We start from the raw sequence: 19,277 nt of genomic DNA, 5'->3' as shown, positions 1-19,277 counted from the left end.
ATCGCTTCGGAGCCTGCGTGTCCCCTTCCTTCGTCTCACTTCGTGGCCGCCATCTGATCCCTGCGGCGGTCGCCGCCGTTCTGTCTGCCGCTGCCTCTCCGACCCTGGCGCAGGAACATCACGACGACCATCATGACGAGGCGACCGAGGTGGAGGACGTCATCGTCCAGGCCACCCGATCCGGCCGACGCATCCAGGACGAGCCGATCCGCGTCGAGGTCATCGGCCGCGAGGAGATCGAGGAAAAGCTGCTGATGACGCCTGGCAACATCGCCATGCTGGTCAATGAGACCGGCGGGGTGCGGGTGCAGACGACCTCGCCGGCTCTGGGCGCCGCCAACATCCGCATGCAGGGAATGAGCGGCCGCTACACCCAGCTTCTGGCCGATGGACTGCCCCTGTACGGCGGTCAGGCGTCGTCGCTGGGCGTGCTGCAGATTCCGCCGACTGACCTGGGTCAGGTCGAGGTGATCAAGGGCGCGGCCTCGGCCCTCTATGGCCCCTCGGCGCTCGGCGGGGTCATCAACCTGGTGTCGCGCCGTCCGGGCGACGAGGCCGAGGCGGAAGTCCTCGCCAACATCACCAGCCGCGATGGACAGGACCTGACAGCCTACGCCTCGGCGCCCTTCAACGGAGCCTGGGGTCGGTCGCTGGTCGGGGGCTATCATCGCCAAAGCCGTCAGGACCTAAACGGCGACGGCTGGAGCGACATCGCCGCCTATGAGCGCTGGTCCCTGCGGCCGCGCCTGTTCTGGCAGGGCGAGAACGGCGGCGAGGCCTTCCTGACCCTCGGCGCCATGGCCGAAACCCGCAGCGGCGGAACCGAGCCGGGCCGCACCGCGCCCGACGGCCGCCCCTTTGTTCAGGCCCAAGACACCGACCGCTTCGACGCCGGTCTGGTCGCCAGCCGGCCAGTCGGCCCCGGCACGCTTCACCTGCGCGCCTCGGCCATGACCCAGGCCCATGACCATCAGTTCGGCGAGGTCTTCGAAGAGGACCGTCACGACACCGGCTTCCTGGAAGCCGCCTATGGCTCAGAGATCAGCGCCACCACCTGGCTGGCCGGGGCGGCGGTTCAGGCCGACAGCTATGACAGCCGGACCTTCTCCGGCTTCGACTACACCCACACGGTCCCCGGCGTCTTCGCCCAGGTAGAACATGAGGTGACGCCCAAACTAACGCTGGCCGGCAGCGCCCGTTTCGATCAGCACAGTGAATACGGCGGCCAATTCAGCCCGCGCCTGCCGGTTCTCTATCGCCCCGGCCGCTGGACCGTGCGGGCCTCGGCAGGTCAGGGCTTCTTCGCCCCGACGCCTTTCGTTGACGTGACCGAGGCGACCGGCCTGTCGCGCCTGCGGCCACTGGAGGGCCTGAAGGAGGAGGTCGCCCGCACCGCCTCGCTGGACGTCGGCTATCGCCAGGGGCCGATCGAGGCCAACCTGACCCTGTTCGGTTCCGATCTGGACGACGCCGTCCGCGCCGTGGACGACGGGCCAGAACGCATCCGCCTGATCAATGTCGACGGCGTGACCCGCACGCGCGGGGTTGAGGCTCTGCTGCGGTATCGCCGCGCCCCCTTCACCCTGACCGGCAGCTATGTCTTCGTCGATGCAAGCGAGCCCGAGGACGACGGCCTGTCGCGCCGCGACACCCCTGTCACCCCGCGCCACACCGCCGGCTTCGTCGCCATGTGGGAGGAGCACGACAAGGGCCGACTGGGGCTGGAGGTCTACTACACCGGCAAGCAGGCGCTGGAGGACAACCCCTGGCGCAGTGAAAGCCCCTCCTATCTGGAGGTCGGACTGCTGGGCGAGATCATCCTGGGGCGGTACAGCCTCTTCGTGAACGCCGAGAACCTTCTGAATGAACGGGTGACGAAGCATCACCCCCTGCTGCTGCCCCAGCGCGCCAACGACGGCCGCTGGACGACGGAGGCCTGGGGTCCTACCGACGGCTTCACCGTCAACGGCGGGGTGCGCATCCGCTTCGGCGGTGGGCACTGACCATACGGAGGCGGGCGTGACGCTGAGCATCGGCGAACTGGGATGGCGGACCGAGACCAAGGTCGAGACCATCCGCTATTACGAGCGCATCGGTCTGCTGGCTGCGCCCGCCCGCACCGAGGGCAATTACCGCGCCTATGGCGAGGCAGAGCTGAACCGCCTCTCCTTCATCCGCCGCGCCCGCGACCTGGGCTTCTCGATCGAGCAGGTGCGCGATCTTTTGGCCCTGTCGGATCGTCGCGATCAGTCTTGCGCCACGGTCGACGAACTGACGCGCGCCCATCTGACCGAGGTCGAACGCAAGATCGCTGATCTGGAAGCCCTCAGGCGTGAACTCTCTGCCCTGCTGACGCAATGCCGCAAGGGCACGATCTCGGACTGCCTGATCATCGAGGCCCTCGGGCCGAGGGAACGGCGCTAGACCGCCCCGTCAGCCCCGCGCGACAGCCTCAGAAATACTCCGCCCCTGCCGGGCACTGGGCGGCCAGTCGGCGCGCGGTGATGCTGGCCGGGATATAGGGGGTGCCGCGCATCAGTTGCGCGCCGCCGTTAAAGGTGAAGCTCTCGGTCTGATAGGTGCCGTTCAGGCGCACATTGACGCGACGGCCCTTCTTGTCCTGGCAGGTGCCTTCAAACCGAGCGCGGCCGTCGCCGACCTGACGCGTCGGATAGGTGCATTTCCAGCGGTTGGTCGACAGCCCGCCGAAGAAGCGGTTGATCTCGCTGGGGCGCACGCACTTTTGCTCGGTGTCGCGGCTGCCCAGGGCGCTGGTGGTGTATTCCCAATAGCCGGGCAGGACCGGCTGAGCCGGGGCCGCCGTCTGAGCCTGAGGCGCGGCGGCCGGCGCGCCCAGCATGACGGCGCCGGCGACAACGGGGGCGGCCACGGCCGCGACACGGGCCAGAACGCGAACGAACGAAACAGGCAGCGTCTTCATGGTAAGCAGCTTCCGATAGGTCTTCATGCGATCCTCTCTATAGCAGGTCGTTGAACGCGGGCTGAACAATGACGATCCTCGGCGGTCATCCTCGCCTCAATCCCCAGCCTGACTCGACTCCAGCCTTGACGGCCTCCGAGTCATTCCTCTATACGGCCCCCTCTCTCGCAGGGGTCCGCCCGCTGCGTGCACCTGTTTCATGCGTCCGCACACGTTCGCGGATGTGACCTTGAGGATCTTAAGATGTCGCGTCGTTGCGAACTCACGGGTATCGGCCCGATGGTCGGCCACAATGTGAGCCACTCGAACATCAAGACCAAGCGCCGCTTCCTGCCGTCGCTGAAGACGGTCAAGGTGGCTTCCGAGTCGCTGGGCCAAACCTTCTCGCTGCGCATCTCGAACGCCGCGCTGCGCACCCTCGACTACAAGGGCGGCCTGGACGCCTTCATCGTCAAGGCTCGCGACGAAAAGCTGTCGGTCGCCGCCCTGCGCATCAAGCGTCAGGTCAAGGCCAAGCTGGCTGAACAGACCGCCGCCTAAGCAGCGTCGTCTGACCAGATTTGAAGAGGCCGGTGGAAACACCGGCCTTTTTCTTTGCGCGCCTGCTTGCCCCTCCCCCACCGCCGTCACCCCGGACGGCCCGGAGGGACGATCCGGGGCCCAGACGCCTGCCCCAGCGACATGGACAGTGAAATATCCGCCGCCTGGGTTCCGGGTTCGCTTCGCGCCCCGGAATGACTGAAAGGAAAGACGGCGCTGACAAAAGGTTGCAGCGTAGCGCTCCCCCGCTACGGTCATGTCGACATCTGCCGGAGCCACCGCCTTGCGCCTGACCGCCGCCCTCTGCCTGACCACCGCCCTGCTGTCGGCGCCTGCTCTCGCCCAGGAAGCCGCCCAGGCCCGCGATTCGACGCCCTTCACCCTGTCCAGCGGCACGGCGCGCACGCCGGAACAACTGGCCCTGCGCTTCGACAAGGCGGACCTGTCGTTCAAGCTCCTGCCCGAAACCCAGTCGATCGAGGGCCTCGCCGTCCTCGACTTCACCGCCACAGCCCCTGCTGCCGCCGTCGTGGTCGAACTGGATGCGTTGTTCACCATCGCCTCCGTCACCGTGGACGGCCAAACGATCACGGGCTGGTCCAACCCCGACGGTCGCCTGACCATCCGCCTGGCCCAGCCCCTGACGGCGGGCCAGACGGCTTCTGTCCGCATCGCCTATTCCGGTCGCCCGCATCAGGCCCAGCGCGCCCCCTGGGACGGCGGCTTCGTCTGGGCCAAGACGCCCGACGGCCAGCCCTGGATCGCCAGCGCGGTTCAGGGCGAGGGCTGCGACCTGTTCTGGCCCTGCATCGACCATCCGCAGGGCGAGCCGGACCGGGTGAATCTGCACATCACCATCCCGTCCAGCCTCAGCGCCCCCGCCAACGGCCGCTTCCTGGGCAAGACCGACAACGGCGACGGCACGACCACTTGGAACTGGACCGCGCGCCAGCCCGACACCTACGCCATCAGCCTGAACGTCGGTCCCTTCGTGGAGATGGCCGCCGACTACCCCAGCCGCTTCGGCAATGTGATTCCGCTGCGCTTCTGGCGTCTGGCCTCGACCGATCCGGCCAAGGCCGCCGCCCTGTTCGCCGAGTTCCCCAAACAGCTCGACTTTTATGAAGCCACCATCGGCCCCTTCCCCTTCGGCGACGAGAAGATGGGCGTGGTCGAGACCCCGCACCTGGGCATGGAGCACCAGACCATCAACGCCTACGGCAACGGCTACAAGCTGGACGGCAAGGGCTACGACTGGCTGCTTCAGCACGAGTTGGCGCACGAATGGTTCGGCAATCAGTTGACCAACGCCGACTGGGACGACATGTGGCTGCACGAGGGCTTCGGCACCTATATGCAGCCCCTCTACGCCCGCTGGCTGAATGGCGAGCGCGCCATGCAGTCCGAACTGCAGACCATGCGGCTGACGCTGGCCAACCGCTTCCCCGTCGTCTCAGGCAAGTCGCAGGACGCGGGCACGGTCTACAATGGCGAGACCGGGCCGGGGCTAGACCTCTATTACAAGGGCGCCCTGATCGCCCACACCCTGCGCCTCTACATCGGCGACGAGGCCTTCTATGAGAGCCTGCGCCGGCTGGTCTATGGCCGCCCCGATCCGAAACCCGGCAACTTCGCGCCCCGCTACGCCACGACGCCGGAGTTCATCGCCATCGTCAATCAGGTGACCGGCCGCGACCTCGGCTGGTTCTTCGACGCCTACCTCTATCACGCCGCCCTGCCCGATCTGGTCATGACCCGCGACGGCGAGCGCGTCAGCCTGGAATGGAAGACCGGGAACGGCCGCCCCTTCCCCCTGCCCGTCGAGGTCGAGGTGGACGGCCAGACCCGCACCCTGCCGATGACCAACGGCCGCGCCAGCTTCACCGCGCCCGCCCGCGCCCACGTGCTGCTGGACCCCGGCTCCAAGGTGCTGCGCCGTCTTGAATACCTCGAGGTCTGGAAGGCGTCGCAATCCGCCCCCGCCTCATGACCGCGGCGTTGATCATTTGGGGAAATGCGCGAACCCGTCGGCGGTAACCAGATCCAGTTCCGCACGGTATCGCACATAGTCCGGATGCTCCGGCGTGATGCGGCCGAACGCGATCTCGGTTTCCGTCTTCAGGCGCGACAGAACAAAAGGCGCGGCGGCGGGTATTAGTTGTGATCCGTGGCCGACCATCAGGGTCGTCAGGATGCCGTAGAGGGCGCCCTGGATCGTGGGGCGGCCCAGGACGGCCAGGCGATACTGCCCCTCCACATTGGTCACCAGATAGATGTGGCCGGACAGGTGCGGCAGCGAGACCTTGCCGTTCTGCGAAAACGAACTGTCCAGGCGTTCGGACTCTGAAAACATCAGGCAACCCTGCTCCGCATCCCACTGGATGATCGTCGCATAGGCGTAGATGTCGCCGGGCGTCCCGAAAGACGGCCTCAGCGTCAGATAGCGGCCCTCCAGCCAACGCACGGCATTCTGCGAATAGGCCCCCAGACTGTCCGGAGAGGCGGCCAGCGGATCGACCGAAGGCGTCGAGGTCTTCTGCAGCGGGACGCCCAGCGCCTGCTCGAGCCGAACCACCGTGGCCAGGGTGAAGGCGCGACGCCCCGACAGCGCCTTTTCCAGCGTCGAGATGCTGACCCTCGCCATGTCCGCCAGGGCCTGGCGAGACAGCCGCCGCCGCGCCAGTTCCTCGCGAACCCGGCGGGCGATCATCTGCGCTTCGGCGTCGTCCATGGCTCTCCCCTGACTGACGCCAAAATACGCACATTTCCGCACATGGCGTCAATTGAAGGTCCGAGCGCGCCCGCGCGTGCGGACCACGGCGGAGATTTGCCTCGATTTCGCGTGGCTGTCCGCACCGCCGACTACCTAGTGAAAAGGCTCCATCAAGGAGCATTCCCATGATCCCGTCCCCCGCCGCCAGGCGCCGCCCTGGCCCTCCCTCCCGGCGCCGCCGAGGTCGCGCCTCCCTGATCGCCGGGCTGTCAGCCGTCGTCCTGTCGGTGATGATGTTCAGCTTCGCCTCGCTCGCCCACGCGCGACAGCTCGCGCCGGACGACGAAATCACCTCCGGCGCCCTTCTATTGCGGACCAGGGACGGGGCGACGCCCTCCGCCGTGCAGTTGGGCACGGACATGGACGTGACCGTCACCGGCCTGACCGCGCGCGTCAAAGTGGTCCAGGCCTTCCGCAACACCAGTCGCGACTGGGTCGAGGCCATCTATCTCTATCCCCTGCCCGAAGACGGCGCCGTCGACAGCCTGAAGATGGTCGTCGGCCAGAGGGTGATCATCGGCGAGATCAACCGCCGCGCCGCCGCCCGCGAAATCTATGAACAGGCCAAGGCCGAAGGCCGCGCCGCCGGTCTGGTCGAACAGCAGCGCCCCAATATGTTCACCAACCGGGTCGCCAACATCGGTCCGGGCGAAACCGTCCTGATCGAGATCGAATACCAGGCTCCGGTGCGCCGCCTTTCGGGGGAGTACAGCTTCCGCCTGCCTCTGGTCGTGGGACCGCGCTACGCCCCGCCCGGCACGTCGGCGGCCGACGCGGCCGCGACCCGCGCCCCCGTGCTGGACCCACGCCGCCATGCGGACGTCAATCCGGTCTCCATCACCGTTCGCCTCAACCCCGGCTTCGCCACGACCGGCGTCGTCAGCCCCTATCATGCCATCCAGATCGTCGAAGGCGCGGGATCGACGCGGACCATCACCCTCAAGGACGGATCAGCGCCGTCCAATCGCGACTTCGAGCTGAGGTGGCGTTCCGCCGAAACCGCCCCCGGCGTGGAGCTGTTCCGGCAACGCGTGCGGTCGGACGACTATCTGATGGCGCTGATTTCACCGCCGGAAAGCAACCGTCGCCGGACCCCGCCGGTGCGCGAACTGGTCTTCGTCATCGACAACAGCGGTTCGATGTCGGGCGACTCCATGCGCCAGGCCAAGGAGAGCCTGAAGCTGGCCCTGCGCAGCCTCTCCCCCACCGACCGGTTCAACGTCATTCGCTTTGACGACAGCATGACCGAGCTGTTCGACAAGCCGGTCCTGGCGACGCGCGACCAGATCGCTCTGGCCCTGCGCTACGCCGATCAGCTTGAGGCCAGCGGCGGCACCGAAATGCTGCCGGCGCTGAGAGCCGCCCTGGTGGACGACACGCCCGAGGACGTGGGGCGCGTGCGCCAGGTGATCTTTCTGACCGACGGCTCGATCAGCAATGAAGACCAGATGCTCGCCGCGCTCGGCTCGAACCGGGGTCGCAGCCGCGTCTTCATGGTCGGCATCGGCAGCGCGCCCAACACCTTCCTGATGAACCGCATGGCCGAGGTCGGGCGCGGGACCTACACCCACATCGGCGACACCCGCGAGGTCATCGCGCGCATGACGGCTCTGCTGGATCGCCTGACCCGCCCGGTCCTGACCGACCTGCGGGTGGTCACCCACGGCGGCGACGCCCAGTTCGCCCCCGCCGATCTGCCCGATCTCTACGAAGGCGAGCCGCTGGTCCTGCTGGCCCGCGCCTCGAACCTGCGCGGATCGATCACCGTCTCCGGCCTGCTGGACGGACGTCCCTGGAGCCGCCGCGTCCATCTCAACCAGGCCGTAGAAGGCGTGGGCGTCGCCAAGCTCTGGGCCCGGCGCCGCATCACCGACGCCGAGGTCGGCCAGCGCCTGGATCAGATCAGCGCCGAGGAGGCCGCCCAGACCATCGCCCAACTGGGTCTCGACTTCTCGATCGTGACTCGTGAGACCAGCCTGGTCGCCGTTGATCGCACGCCCTCGCGACCCCAAGGCGCACGCCTGACCGAGGAAGAACTGCCGCTGAACCTGCCGGCGGGTTGGGATTTCGACCGCATATTCGGCGCCCCGGCGCCGGACAGTGATCGGTCGACCGAAGCTTCGACCGACGATCCCGGCGTCCCCTTCGACCTGCCGCAAACGGCGACCGCATGGGCTCTGTCCATGTGGAGCGGTCTGGGGCTGGCGCTGATCGGCGGTCTGGGACTGATGGTCCTGCGCCGTCGGCGGGCGCGGTCGTGAAACCGACCCCTCTCGCCTCAGCCAAGGGAGGGCGCCGCTGGCGCGCCCTCCCGACGGCCGCCCTCATGGCCTTGTCGATCGCCGGCCTGTGCCTGGCCGGTCAGGGCGCCGTCATTCCCGTCAAGGCGCTTCTGGCTCAGGTGCTGCTGGAACGCGCATTCGCCCGATCGCAATCGACCGGCGCTCCGGTCAAGGCCTGGCCCTGGGCCGACACCGTCCCGGTCGCGCGGATCAGCGTGCCGCGATTGGGGGTCTCCCAGGTCATCCTGTCCGGCGGTTCGGGCGAGGCCCTGGCCTTCGGACCGACCCTCGTCCCCGGCAGCGCGGCCCTGGGTCAGACCGGAACCGCCGTCGTCGCGGCCCATCGCGACACCCACTTCAGCTTCATGCAGGCGCTCCAGCCAGGCGATGTCGTGATCGTCGAAACCACCGACGGCCACCGCGTCTCATTCCGTCTGCAGGGGGGCTATGTGGTCCGCAACGACCGGTTCGCCGTCGCCCCCCACGCCGTCGCCCCCACCCTGGTTCTGAGCACCTGCTGGCCCTTTGAGGCGAGCACGCGCGGCCCTTGGCGCTACGTCGCCATCGCACAGGCGGATTCGCAAGGATGACGCTGATGGGCCTACCCGGCGACTGACCTCAGTCCGACGCCAGCGACGCGCCCGCATGGGCCAGGCTTTCGCGAACCCGTTCCAGCGCCAACTCCATCGGCTGCTCGATCCCCATCAGGGCGAAGCTGCCGTTCAGATCATAGACGCAATGCCCGTGAACCACCGCGATCAGCGAGCGCGCCAGACGCGGCGCATCGGCCTGCGCTCCAGGCGGCAGAACAGCGGCCACCTCGTCCACGATGATCTGGGTCAGCCCCCCGCGCAGCAGGTTTTGCGCGTCGGACAGGGCGAGATCGGGCGGCAGGTGATGATCATAGATCGCCGTCCAACTGTGAGGATTGGCGCGCGCGAAGCCGAAATAAGCCTCGACCAGAGACCGGATTCGATCCGGCCCGCTCCGCTCCAGCGCCTCTCGCACCTCCTCGGCCCAAAGCTGAAAGGTCCGCGTATTGATGGCGATCAGCAACTGATCCAAGGTGCCGAAGACATTGTACAGGGTGCCGATCGAGTAGCCGATCCGCTTGGCCACCTCCCGCGCGGAAAAGCGCGCGAAGCCGACCTCGGCCATGTGCTTGTGGCCCTCGACCACAAACAGGTGCTCCAGCTCTTGCCGCGTATGATCCGAACGTCTGCCCATCGACCGTGCATAGCAGAATCCCGCTTTGGGAAAGCTGAAGAAACATCTGTTTTCATATTTTATTGATCGACGTTCAGTTGCAGCTATGCTCGTTCGCCTTGACGCGGTGCGGGCGACCCTTCCAGTAAAGTTGGCGGACGTGCGCGGGCCGTCCCTCGAATGACGGTGGCATGATCAATCTTCATTGGCGCTCGGGTCGGGATCTGACGACGCACATCGTCGAGCGCCCCGGCCTGGCCCTGTCGGGACCAGAGATCGAGACCCTGACGGCGGACCTGCGAACAGTGGCCGCCACGACGCTGGATCAGGCCTCCTTGAGCTACGGCGTGCTGGGCGGCGACGCCGAACGCCTGCGAAATTGCGTCGTCACCCTCGTCTATCAGGGCAGGGGCGCGGCGGCCCGTCCCGTCGCCTTCAACATCCTGTCTCTGCTCGAGGCCGAACTGGAAGGCCGCTCGACCCAGGTCATGCATCTGGGCCTGGTCATGGTCGATCCCTCGTTCCGGGGACGCGGCATGTCGGCCACCCTTTACGGCCTGACCTGCGTCCTGATGTTTCTGGCTGGGCAAGGCCGCCCCCTGTGGATTTCCAACGTCAGCCAGGTGCCCGCCGTCGTCGGCATGGTGGCCGAGACCTTTTCCGACGTCTTCCCTTCGCCGCGCCCCGGCGTGCGCCGCAGCTTCGATCACCTGACCCTGGCGCGGCAGATCATGACCCGGCACAGGGCGGCCTTCGGCGTCGGGCCCGAGGCGGGCTTCGACGAGGCGCGCTTCGTCATCACCGACGCCTACACCGGCGGCTCCGACGCCCTGAAGAAGACCTTCGCGCAGGCCGCGCCGCACCGCATGGAGGCCTACAACGCCTTCTGCCGCGATCAGTTGGACTATGGCCGGGGCGACGACCTGATCCAGATCGGCCGCATCGATATGACGGCGGCCGGCCGCTATCTGCGCAAGGTGGCCCCGCCGACGACCGCCATGGGGCTGGGCGGTCTGGTCGTCATCATGGCGGCGCGCATGGCCGTCCTGCCGCTGATCTACTGGCTTTCGGCCAGCCGCCCCTGGGGCGTCCTCAGACCCTGGAAAGAGGCCCGATGACCGACGACTTCTATGCCGAAATGACCACCCGCAACCTGGGCTTCGTCAGCGAGCAGGAACAGGCGCGCCTAAGGGACAGCGCCGTCTTCGTCGCCGGGGTCGGCGGCATGGGCGGGGCCTGCGTGCAGATGCTGGTGCGCGCCGGGGTCGGGCGCATCGCCATCGCCGACCTGGACACCTTCGAGGTCTCCAACCTGAACCGCCAGGTCTTCGCCTTCACCGACACGGTGGACCGCCCCAAGGCCGAGGTCACGGCCGAGGCCCTGCTGAAGATCAATCCGAACCTGCAGCTGACGGTTCTGGGCGCCGAATGGACCGATCAGTTGGAGACGCTGGCGCGCGACTATCCCGTCATCGTCAACGGCTGTGACGACGTGGCGGCGACGGTCGAGCTGTATCGCGTGGCCGAAGGGTGCGGCGCCAGCGTCATCGACGCCTACGCCTCGCCCCTGCCCTCGGTCATCCTGGTGCGGCCCGACGATCCCCGCCCCGAAGACCGGCTCGGCTATCCCACCCGCGGCACGCCGTGGCGCGAGATCACGTCGGACCAGGCCGGCGACGCCTTTCTGAAGGAGATCGAATGGGTGCTGACCCATTCTTCATCCCACGCCCATGTCGACCTGCAAGCCGCCGCCGACATGGCGGCGGGCAAGCGCAAGCGCATGAGCTTCGCCCCCATGGTCGTCACCGCCGGCGCCCTGATGGCCGGCGAAGCCCTGTCGCTGATCATGGGACGTCGCACGCGCACCGACTGCCGCGGCTGGTTCCTCAACGTGCGTGAGGCGCGGGTCGAGCGGCCCCTGCCCGGCCCGGCGGCCTGGGCCAAGGGCTGGCTGGTGCGCCGGATGATGCGGCGTCTGCTGGCATGATCGCCGCCGCCGACATCCAGATGCTGGTCGACGGCTTCGGCGCCCTGGGGGCGCTGGCCGTGGCTCTGGTGCTGGCCAGCCGCAAGGGCCGCACCACGGTCCAGAACGTGCTGATGCTGGTCTTCGGTCTGGCGGGGCTGTTCTACGCCTGCCGCGCCTTGGCCAAGGCGACGGGCCTCGAGGGCTTTGGTCTGGCCAGCCTGATCCTGGCCTGCGCCCTGCCGCTGGGCGCGCTCCTGCTGGCCGAGAACCTGTTGCGGCGCCACGCGCCCTTGCCGATCAAGCTGGTCATTGCGGGCGGGACCGTCCTGGGCGTGATCGCCGCCGTTCTGGCCGGATCGGGGCTGGAGCGCGCTTTCAACCTGGCCCTCTATGTGCCCCTGGCCCTGGCCCTGGTTCTGGGCCTGATCCTGTTCCGCGACCGCTCCGGCCTGGCCCCGATGGAGAACGCGGCGCTGGATTCCTACGGCCGCGCCCTGATGGCGACGGGCCTGCTGGCGCTGACGGATTTCGGCCTGGTATCGCCCTTCGGCCTCAGCGCCCTGGGCATGCTGGGTCTGGCCTATGCCGCCGCCGCCGGGGCCAGCGCCCCGCGGCGCTGGATCGACGCCCTCAAGGAATTGGCCCTGGCCGCCGCCACCTCCGTCCTGCTCGCCGGCGCCCTGCTGCGCCTTCGCCCGCCCGGCTCTCTGCTGGAGGCCGAAGGCGTGCTGGCGGTGACCGTCGCGGCCCTGCTGGCCCTGTCGGTCCTGCTGCGCCTGCAATCCGGCGGCGGCGACCAGCAACGCCGTCTGTTCGAACAGACCCTGGCGGCGGCCGACACCAATGACCTGGGGCGCTTCATCGACACGGCGTCGCGCGCCGCGCCCCTGCAGGGCCTGGTGCTGGCCGAGGGCGCGGACCTGTCCGCCTATGATCCCGCCCTGCTGCGCGTCGCCTTTGCGGATGACGTGGTGATGGACCTGACCCGTCTGGGCCACGCCCCCTCTGGAACAGAACGCGACGCCCATGAGCAGCTTCGCGATCTGCTGCGGCGCCACGCCTCGACCCACGCTGTCCTGATCAGCGTCGCGCCCTTGCGCATCGCCCTGATCGCCCTGGGCGGTTCCACTCGCGCCGAGGAGGACGAACGGGCCATGGCCCTGTTCCAGAAGATGGCGGCCCTGGTCGCCGCCCGCCGCGCCGGAGCCCCCGCATGAGCCTGACCCTGGTCCGAGGCGACTTCGACGCCTTCTTCCGCACGCCCTTCGTCGTCTATCCAAAGGACACGCCCTACGTCTCGCCGATGCGGTCGGACCTGCAGCGCTATCTCGACCCGCGCAGGAATCCTCTGCTGAAGGACGGCGGCGACCTCGAAGCTCTGGTCGTGCTGCGCGACGGAAAGCCGGTCGCGAGGGCCACGGCGCATCGGCACCCGGCGTCGAACCAACGCCACGGCCTGTCGCGCAGCTATTTCGGCTTCCTGGACGCCGCCGACGACTCCGAGGCTCTGCGCCTGCTGTTCGACGGCGTCGAGGCCTTCGCCCGCCGACATGGCGACGCCGAGATCGCGGGGCCGTTCAACCTGACCGCCATGCAGCAGATCGGCCTGGTGACAGAGGGGTTCGAGCACGCCCCCTTCACCGACATGGTCTGGTCGCCGCCCTATCTGGCCGGCCGGCTGGAGGCCATGGGCTATGCGGCCGAGTTTCCCATGTCGACCTTCCGCTTCCGCCCTGGCGAAGTGGACCGCGATCGCCTGCTCAACCCCGGCGCGCGCGCCATTCTGGCGTCCGACGACTGGTCCTTCGCCCCTATCGACCGACGGCGCTTCAAGCCACGGATGGAAGAGGCGCGCCTGTGCCTGAACGGCGGCTTTGACGCCAACCCCATGTTCGTTCCCCTGACCGCCGAGGAGTTCCAGTTCCAGGCCGGCGAGATGATGTGGGTTCTGGACCCCGCTCTGTCCTCTGTCATCCACTACAAGGGGCGCCCCATGGGGGTGGTCATCTGCATTCCCGACCTCAACCCCTTCGTGCGCGATGCGGGCGCCGCCTATGGCCCGCGCGCCCTGTGGGCCTGGTTGAAGATGCAGTTCCGGCCCCGCCGTGCGGTGCTGATCCTCTATTCGGTCATGCCCGAGGCCCAGGGCCAGGGCGTCAATCCCGCCATGCTGTGGCGCGTCATCGGCGCCTTGCAGAAGCGCGGCTATCGCGAGTGCGGCGGCACCTGGATCGCCGACGTCAACGGCGCCAGCCTGCGCCAGTTCGAACGCATCGGCGGCGAGCGGCTGCACCGCACCCACCTGTTCCGCAAGGTTCTGGACGACGCAGCGGCATGACCCCCGAAACCTTCGCCGCCATCGTCGCGGACGCCGCCCTGTCACCCAATGTCCACAACATCCAGCCCACCCAGTGGCGCCGCATCGACGACGCCACGGTCGCAGCGATACAGGCGCCGGACCGCACCCTGCCGGTCGGCGACCCCAGCGGCCGCGATGTCGCCGCCAGTCATGGCGCGGCGGTCGAGGGCTTCATCCTGGCCGCCGGCCGGCACGGACTGGGCATGGAGCTGGCGCCCCCTGCGGACGGCGAGGTCGCCCGCCTGACCGTAGGCGAGGCGGCGGGGCCGGACCCGCTCGCGCCCTTCCTGACCCGACGCCGCACCTATCGCGGCCCGTTCACCGCCGACCGCGCCGAAACGGCGCTGGACGCCCTGGTCCTGGCCGCGCCCGACCTGACCCTGCTGCGCGACCGCGCCGCTATCGAACAGATCGCGCGCCTCAATGATCAGGCCAGTCTGAGGGCCTTTCGCCACGGCGGGTTCCGCGCCGAGCTTCTGGCCTGGATGCGGTTGTCGCCGCGCCATCCCCTGTGGTCTGTTGACGGACTGAACGCTCGGGCCATGCAGATGTCCGGCCTCGAAGCCCTCGGCGCGAGCCTTGTGCTGAGGCCGGGCCTGTTCGAGCTTCTGGATCGGCTGGGTCTGGCGGGCGCCCTGACCGGCGAGGCCGCCGTAGTGAAGTCCAGCGCCGCAGTCGCCCTGTTCCATCGCCCCGTCGACGAGCCCCCGTTCGAAACCGGTCGTCGCTGGCATCGCGTCTGGCTGGAGATGACGCGGCAGGGCCTGTCGGCAGCGCCCATGACGGTTCTGGCCGACGACGAGGCGGCGGCCTCTGCTCTGGCGGCGTGGTTCGGACAGCCCCCCGGCGCCCGTCTGATCACCGCCTTCCGTATCGGCCGGGTCGCCGACGACGCCTTGGCGCCGCCTGCACGCCGGGCGGTCGCCGACCTCATCGTCTGATCACAGCCGCTTCAGGTATTCCAGCAGGGCCAGGCGGTCTTCGCGGCTAAGGTCGGCGAACGGCGCCTCATGGCCCTGACGGTTCAGCCCAGGCTTGCGGGTGTCCACCCAGACGGACTGCGCATAAGGCTGATAGCCGTCTGGATAGGCGATCCCCACGCGTTCCAGATCCATGGCGTGCCCCCCGAGGCGGAACCGCGCCGGTCTCTCCTCCAAGCCCAGAAGGGCGGCCAGGCTGGGGACCGAACCGTTGTGCAAATAGGGCGCGCTTTGCCACAAACCCGTCAGGGGCGGCGCGGCATAGAGGCCGGTCGCCGCCGTCGAGATCGAGCCCCCCATCGGCGAAGCGTTGACCCGCGCCACCAGGGTCTCGGTGATCGCATCCGCGCGCGTCCGGTCCGTGCCGACCAGGCCCGCCCAGTTGGGGAAACGGACCAGTCGCGGCCCCTGCGCCGTCTCGGCATAGGTCCCGTGACACGCGACGCAGATGCGTTGGAAGACCTCCCGTCCCGCGACGGCGCGCGTCGGGTCGATCCGCCCAGGGAAGGGCTGGGGGCGCACCGTCTGCAGATAGGCCCAGGCCGTCTCCACATCGGGAACATGCCGCCGGGCCTGCGCGCCCGACACGCCCATGCTGGGGACCGTGAAATAGGCGGTGATCGCCGCCAGTTGATCACGATGGGCGTCCGTCAGGTCCGCCTCCTGCATGACCCGGAACCTGTCCTGTCCCGGCGGGGCGTAGGCGCCGTCCCACAGCAGGGCGCTGCGCCAGGCGCGATCGGCCAGATGGGGGATGGAGGTAAAGCCCGTCTCGCGCGTCATGGCGTCCGGATCATCCGCCAGCAGGCCGTGCTGCAGCTTCAGCGCCGCCACCCCGTTGGTCGCCCCCGGCAGGCCGTTGGAGAAGGGTAGAACCCCCTGCCCCGTCGCCGCGATGGCCGCCATCCGCTCGCGCACGCGCGGCAAGACGAAGGACCGCAGTGTCGCCGCCTCCCGTTCGCTCAAGTCCGGATAGAGCCGACGCACGGTCGCCATCAGGCGTTCGGGTTCGGCCACGCCGCCTTGCAGCGCCGCATAGAGGCCCTGGGTATAGGCCTCCAGATCCAGTGACGGATTGGGGGCGCCGAGCCAGACCCGATCCGGCGCCGGGCGTCCGTCCGCGCCATAGGTCGGCGCCGCATGACAGGCCGCACAGCCGATGTTGCCGATCTGCAGCTCAATGGGCGGCAGGCTACGCCGGCCCATGCCTAGGGCGATCCCCAGCACCGCCTCGGGCTTCGGCGGTGCGCCCGCCCCTTCGGGCCAGTTGACGATTTCGGCCGGATACAGGAAGCCGTAGTTGGCCAGGATGCGTCGCAACGACGCCTGTGAAACATCCTCCGGCGCCTGGTCCATGACCAGGGCCGCCGCGGCCAGCTTCCACGGCACGGCCACCGTCCGCATGGCGTCGGTGTCGAGCCCGCCATAGTCGCCAAAGGCGAACAACAAGGCCCCTCGTGCGCGCGCCTCCTCGGACAACAGCGGCGTCTCAAGAAGGGTCGCGTCGGCCCCGACATGGCCTCGCGCCATGTCCCAGACGGACTGTCCCACCCCACTGCATCCGGTCAGCCCCCACGCCGCCGCCAGCAGCACAGCCGCGACCCTGTTCGCCTTTTTCGTCCGCCGACGCCCCGGCACACAAACCTCCATCAAGAACGATAAAGAATTAGACATCGATCAATAATGCACGACATCACCGAAAATCATAGCCAACGCGCCCGACGGCCGCGGCTCGGATTTCAGCAAAAGGCGCTGCACGCGCCGCCGCCTCAGGGAATGGTTCTGGGACTGGCGACAACGCCAGGACTGATGAATTGCCGCCGCCCGGTCCAGGTCAGCAGCTTGATCAGGGCGCCGCCCGGTTTGGCGAATTCCTCGCACTCGTCCGGTCGAGGCAGGCCCGGATCGGCGGCCACGAGCGCGCCCTGCCGCAGACCTTCGTGATAGAGAGCAAACGCCCTCTGTTGGTCCTCGAGCAGGACGGACTGGTCGAACTCCATTTCGGCGCGGGCGTTGGCGATGATCAGTTGCCCATCCTCCTCGGTCAGGAGGTCGCACCGCGCGCCGATCACGACCAGCCGCTCGATCCGAACCGCCAGCCCCGCCTGCGCCTTGACCAGGTCGAACTGCAGCCTCGCATGCTCGGGACTGGCGCTCACCCACTCCCGCATCAGGGCCCTCGCGCTCGCCTCATCGCCGCCTGGGGTCTGAGCGACCACGACAGGGGCCGCGCCAAGAGCCAGGGCCGCAATCAGTCCGCCGCCAAAGGAACGAGCCCCCATCCGATAGGTCTCCAGTCGCCGGGCATCAGCCCGGAATGGGGCCGATCGGCCAGTTGCTCAGGGTCTCCATGTCGCCTTCCTCGGCGGGACAGGGCGTATAGAGGGTGAAGGCCAGATCGCCTTCGAAATACCAGTCGGCGCCCTTCTCATAGCCGACGATGCCCGTGGAATAGCAGACCGCCGCCTTGCTGCCGTCCGGGATCATCAGGATGGCCCAGTTGGTCGCGCCCGCGCCCGCCGGATCATAGCCGTGCAGCAGCAGACGTCCGCGCGTCTCCGTCACCACGCCCACGACATTGTCGTCGAACACAATGGCCTTCTGTATGTCGCGGTCCGCGCCCGACGCCACGATCGCGGCGCGAACGGCCGGATGCTGGAAGAAGGTGACGCCCTGGACCGGTTCGGTCGGATGCTTGCCGACATAGGCCGACAGGGGCGGCGCCTCGGCGTCCTTGGCCGGCGCGTTCGCCGCCGCCGGGGCCGCCTCGGCGCGCCCGGCCTCTTCAGCCTGTGAACAGGCTGCGAGCGACGCAGCCAGCGAAAAAGCGCCGACAGCGGCGCAGGCGGTTTTTCGGATCATTCCAATTCCTTCGATCTAAGGGCCGCCGATCCGCCCCGATCCAGGCGGACTTCGGCGAAGATCAGGGCTCGACGGCGCGCATCTCGATCGTCAGCGGATCATCGCCCTCGCCGCGTCCGAAGAGGGTGGCGACGATGGTCTGGCCCTGCGCCGTCGACAGCGGCGCGCTCTTCAGCGAGTAGCCGCCATCGAGTTCCTCCTCCTGAAGCGTGAAGGCTGTGCAGGTCGCCTGTCCCAGACGATCGGCGAGCCCCTGATCGATCTGGCCGCGCCATCCGGGAAGATCGGACGGATCGGACAGCTCGATCTTCTTGCCGACGATGCGACCGTCGCGACGCCAGCTGTAGCTCACCCCGTCCTCGGCCAGGGCCGTGCAACCGGTGCGGCCGCAATGCAGCGTCCCGACCGGGGCATCCGCCATCAACTGCTGCTGACGCTGCTGGGAAATCGTCTGTCCGACCGACAGCTCGCCCTTGTCCAGCGAAGTGCAGACGTCTGCGGCGAAAGCCCCCGTGGCCGTCACAGAAACAGCGGCTGCCAGACTGGTCATCAATATACGCATGGAAATCTCCTTGGTGCTCGACGACGAGGTCGTTCAGCAGGCCGTCACCCGGCTCTGACCCTCGAGCCGGTATTGGCCGTCGGCGCCGCGCTTGTAGGTTTCGTCGAAACGGGCGGAGCCGCTGTAGGACACCGTGAAGCTGCGCCCCTTGTCCGCCGAGGTGATCACCCCCTCGACGCCCGGATCGCCGTCATCGCTGCTGGCGTCCGAGAAGGAGGTCTGGATGCGCGCGATGTCCCTGGGGCCGGACGGGGTCAGCTCGGTCAGAACCGCATAGCCGCAAACCCGCCCCTGCCAGACGCCGCCGGCCTCGGTAAAGAGCACCGGATTATCGGCGATCGCCCTGGTCCAGCCCCACTGCAAGGCGGGATTGCCCACCACCCCGACAGCGCCGACATCCAGCCACTCGCCCTGCAGGCTGTAGGGGTGACGCGGCGCCCCGGCGTCATGGGACAGATAGTGGACCGCGTTCAGACCGGTGCAGGCCTGCCCTGTGCACGCATTGGTGCCCGTGCTGACCAAGGCGACCCGCGTGTCGGACAAGGGAATGAAGCCCAGCGGCACGAAGCTGTAGGAGTCCTCGCCGATCTCCCGCGTCGCTTCGTTGCGCTGGGCGTCCGGGAAGGCGACGGTGAAGGCGGCCGGCGTCCCGGTCGGAACCGCGTCACGATCCACGTCCTGGATCTCGATCAGTGACTGGGCCGAAGCCGGCACGACGACGGAGACCGAAACGGCGGCCGCCAGGCACAGCGTAATGACCGTCTTGGAAGCTTGCATGCGAGGTTCACTCCGAAGGCAGGAAC

The 19,277-nt window shown here is 68.2% G+C and carries 19 protein-coding genes; 11 read left to right on the top strand and 8 right to left on the bottom strand.

The features are described from left to right. Positions 1-17 precede the first annotated feature (17 nt). Together ACR9FL_RS02140 and ACR9FL_RS02135 are read left to right on the top strand one after the other, a co-directional pair. Positions 18-2,003, top strand: a complete 1,986-nt coding sequence (locus tag ACR9FL_RS02140) for a TonB-dependent receptor plug domain-containing protein (protein WP_436356921.1) — start codon at positions 18-20, stop codon at positions 2,001-2,003. A 16-nt stretch (positions 2,004-2,019) separates the two neighbouring features. Then, positions 2,020-2,424: a MerR family transcriptional regulator gene (locus ACR9FL_RS02135; RefSeq protein ID WP_436356920.1), complete on the top strand. Its 405-nt coding sequence runs from the start codon at positions 2,020-2,022 to the stop codon at positions 2,422-2,424. 28 nt (positions 2,425-2,452) lie between these two features. On the opposite strand, the gene ACR9FL_RS02130 is transcribed toward ACR9FL_RS02135, so the two are convergent. Next, positions 2,453-2,968, bottom strand: coding sequence for a DUF3617 domain-containing protein (locus ACR9FL_RS02130; RefSeq protein WP_296172358.1), 516 nt, complete (start codon positions 2,966-2,968; stop codon positions 2,453-2,455). Positions 2,969-3,184: 216 nt separating this feature from the next. Here ACR9FL_RS02130 and rpmB point away from each other — a divergent pair, with 216 nt between their 5' ends. Both rpmB and ACR9FL_RS02120 read left to right on the top strand, forming a co-directional pair. Continuing rightward, positions 3,185-3,481 carry a 50S ribosomal protein L28 gene (gene rpmB, locus ACR9FL_RS02125; protein ID WP_105564371.1) on the top strand — a complete coding sequence of 99 codons (297 nt, stop codon included), beginning with the start codon at positions 3,185-3,187 and terminating at the stop codon, positions 3,479-3,481. Between the two features lie 283 nt (positions 3,482-3,764). Beyond that, positions 3,765-5,471, top strand: coding sequence for a M1 family metallopeptidase (locus ACR9FL_RS02120; RefSeq protein ID WP_436356919.1), 1,707 nt, complete (start codon positions 3,765-3,767; stop codon positions 5,469-5,471). A gap of 12 nt (positions 5,472-5,483) precedes the next feature. On the opposite strand, the gene ACR9FL_RS02115 is transcribed toward ACR9FL_RS02120, so the two are convergent. Next, on the bottom strand, positions 5,484-6,212 hold the full coding sequence (locus ACR9FL_RS02115; RefSeq protein WP_436356918.1) for a helix-turn-helix domain-containing protein: 729 nt from the start codon (positions 6,210-6,212) through the stop codon (positions 5,484-5,486). A 167-nt stretch (positions 6,213-6,379) separates the two neighbouring features. Between ACR9FL_RS02115 and ACR9FL_RS02110 the strand changes: the two genes are divergently transcribed. Together ACR9FL_RS02110 and ACR9FL_RS02105 are read left to right on the top strand one after the other, a co-directional pair. After that, the gene (locus tag ACR9FL_RS02110) at positions 6,380-8,515 is read left to right on the top strand and encodes a marine proteobacterial sortase target protein (RefSeq protein ID WP_436356917.1); all 2,136 of its coding nucleotides are present in this window, start codon (positions 6,380-6,382) and stop codon (positions 8,513-8,515) included. 65 nt (positions 8,516-8,580) lie between these two features. Next, complete coding sequence (locus ACR9FL_RS02105) at positions 8,581-9,126, top strand: class GN sortase (RefSeq protein ID WP_436356916.1); 546 nt, start codon at positions 8,581-8,583, stop codon at positions 9,124-9,126. A gap of 28 nt (positions 9,127-9,154) precedes the next feature. Here ACR9FL_RS02105 and ACR9FL_RS02100 read toward each other — a convergent pair whose 3' ends face one another. Next, positions 9,155-9,763, bottom strand: a complete 609-nt coding sequence (locus tag ACR9FL_RS02100) for a TetR/AcrR family transcriptional regulator (RefSeq protein ID WP_436356914.1) — start codon at positions 9,761-9,763, stop codon at positions 9,155-9,157. Positions 9,764-9,933: 170 nt separating this feature from the next. On the opposite strand from ACR9FL_RS02100, the gene ACR9FL_RS02095 reads away from it, so the two are divergent. From ACR9FL_RS02095 to ACR9FL_RS02075, 5 genes are read left to right on the top strand one after another with little or no spacing between them, the layout of a single operon-like run. Beyond that, entirely contained in the window at positions 9,934-10,860 is a 927-nt protein-coding gene (locus ACR9FL_RS02095; protein ID WP_436356913.1) for a hypothetical protein, read from the top strand. Next, the gene (locus ACR9FL_RS02090; protein ID WP_436356912.1) at positions 10,857-11,729 is read left to right on the top strand and encodes a HesA/MoeB/ThiF family protein; all 873 of its coding nucleotides are present in this window, start codon (positions 10,857-10,859) and stop codon (positions 11,727-11,729) included. The genes ACR9FL_RS02095 and ACR9FL_RS02090 overlap by 4 nt, the downstream gene beginning before the upstream one ends. After that, a complete protein-coding gene (locus ACR9FL_RS02085; RefSeq protein WP_436356911.1) occupies positions 11,726-12,928 on the top strand; it encodes a hypothetical protein in 1,203 nt (400 codons plus the stop codon). The genes ACR9FL_RS02090 and ACR9FL_RS02085 overlap by 4 nt, the downstream gene beginning before the upstream one ends. Next, positions 12,925-14,049, top strand: a complete 1,125-nt coding sequence (locus ACR9FL_RS02080) for a GNAT family N-acetyltransferase (protein ID WP_436356910.1) — start codon at positions 12,925-12,927, stop codon at positions 14,047-14,049. The genes ACR9FL_RS02085 and ACR9FL_RS02080 overlap by 4 nt, the downstream gene beginning before the upstream one ends. Beyond that, the gene (locus ACR9FL_RS02075; protein ID WP_436356909.1) at positions 14,046-15,011 is read left to right on the top strand and encodes a hypothetical protein; all 966 of its coding nucleotides are present in this window, start codon (positions 14,046-14,048) and stop codon (positions 15,009-15,011) included. Before ACR9FL_RS02080 ends, ACR9FL_RS02075 begins: the two co-directional genes overlap by 4 nt. Here ACR9FL_RS02075 and ACR9FL_RS02070 read toward each other — a convergent pair whose 3' ends face one another. From ACR9FL_RS02070 to ACR9FL_RS02050, 5 genes are all read right to left on the bottom strand, one after another. Then, the gene (locus ACR9FL_RS02070; RefSeq protein ID WP_436356908.1) at positions 15,012-16,601 is read right to left on the bottom strand and encodes a hypothetical protein; all 1,590 of its coding nucleotides are present in this window, start codon (positions 16,599-16,601) and stop codon (positions 15,012-15,014) included. It abuts the gene before it with no gap. Between the two features lie 218 nt (positions 16,602-16,819). Continuing rightward, entirely contained in the window at positions 16,820-17,332 is a 513-nt protein-coding gene (locus ACR9FL_RS02065) for a hypothetical protein (RefSeq protein ID WP_436356907.1), read from the bottom strand. A 25-nt stretch (positions 17,333-17,357) separates the two neighbouring features. Beyond that, positions 17,358-17,912, bottom strand: a complete 555-nt coding sequence (locus tag ACR9FL_RS02060) for a hypothetical protein (RefSeq protein WP_436356906.1) — start codon at positions 17,910-17,912, stop codon at positions 17,358-17,360. Positions 17,913-17,973: 61 nt separating this feature from the next. Beyond that, positions 17,974-18,474 (bottom strand): hypothetical protein, encoded by a 501-nt coding sequence (locus ACR9FL_RS02055; RefSeq protein ID WP_436356905.1) that lies wholly within the window; start codon positions 18,472-18,474, stop codon positions 17,974-17,976. A 33-nt stretch (positions 18,475-18,507) separates the two neighbouring features. Then, positions 18,508-19,251, bottom strand: coding sequence for a hypothetical protein (locus ACR9FL_RS02050; protein ID WP_436356904.1), 744 nt, complete (start codon positions 19,249-19,251; stop codon positions 18,508-18,510). Positions 19,252-19,277 lie beyond the last annotated feature (26 nt).

The organism is Brevundimonas sp. CEF1 (genome assembly GCF_051353055.1).
In the GTDB taxonomy this organism is placed as follows: domain Bacteria; phylum Pseudomonadota; class Alphaproteobacteria; order Caulobacterales; family Caulobacteraceae; genus Brevundimonas.
This window is presented reverse-complemented; position numbering and strand designations above follow the sequence as displayed.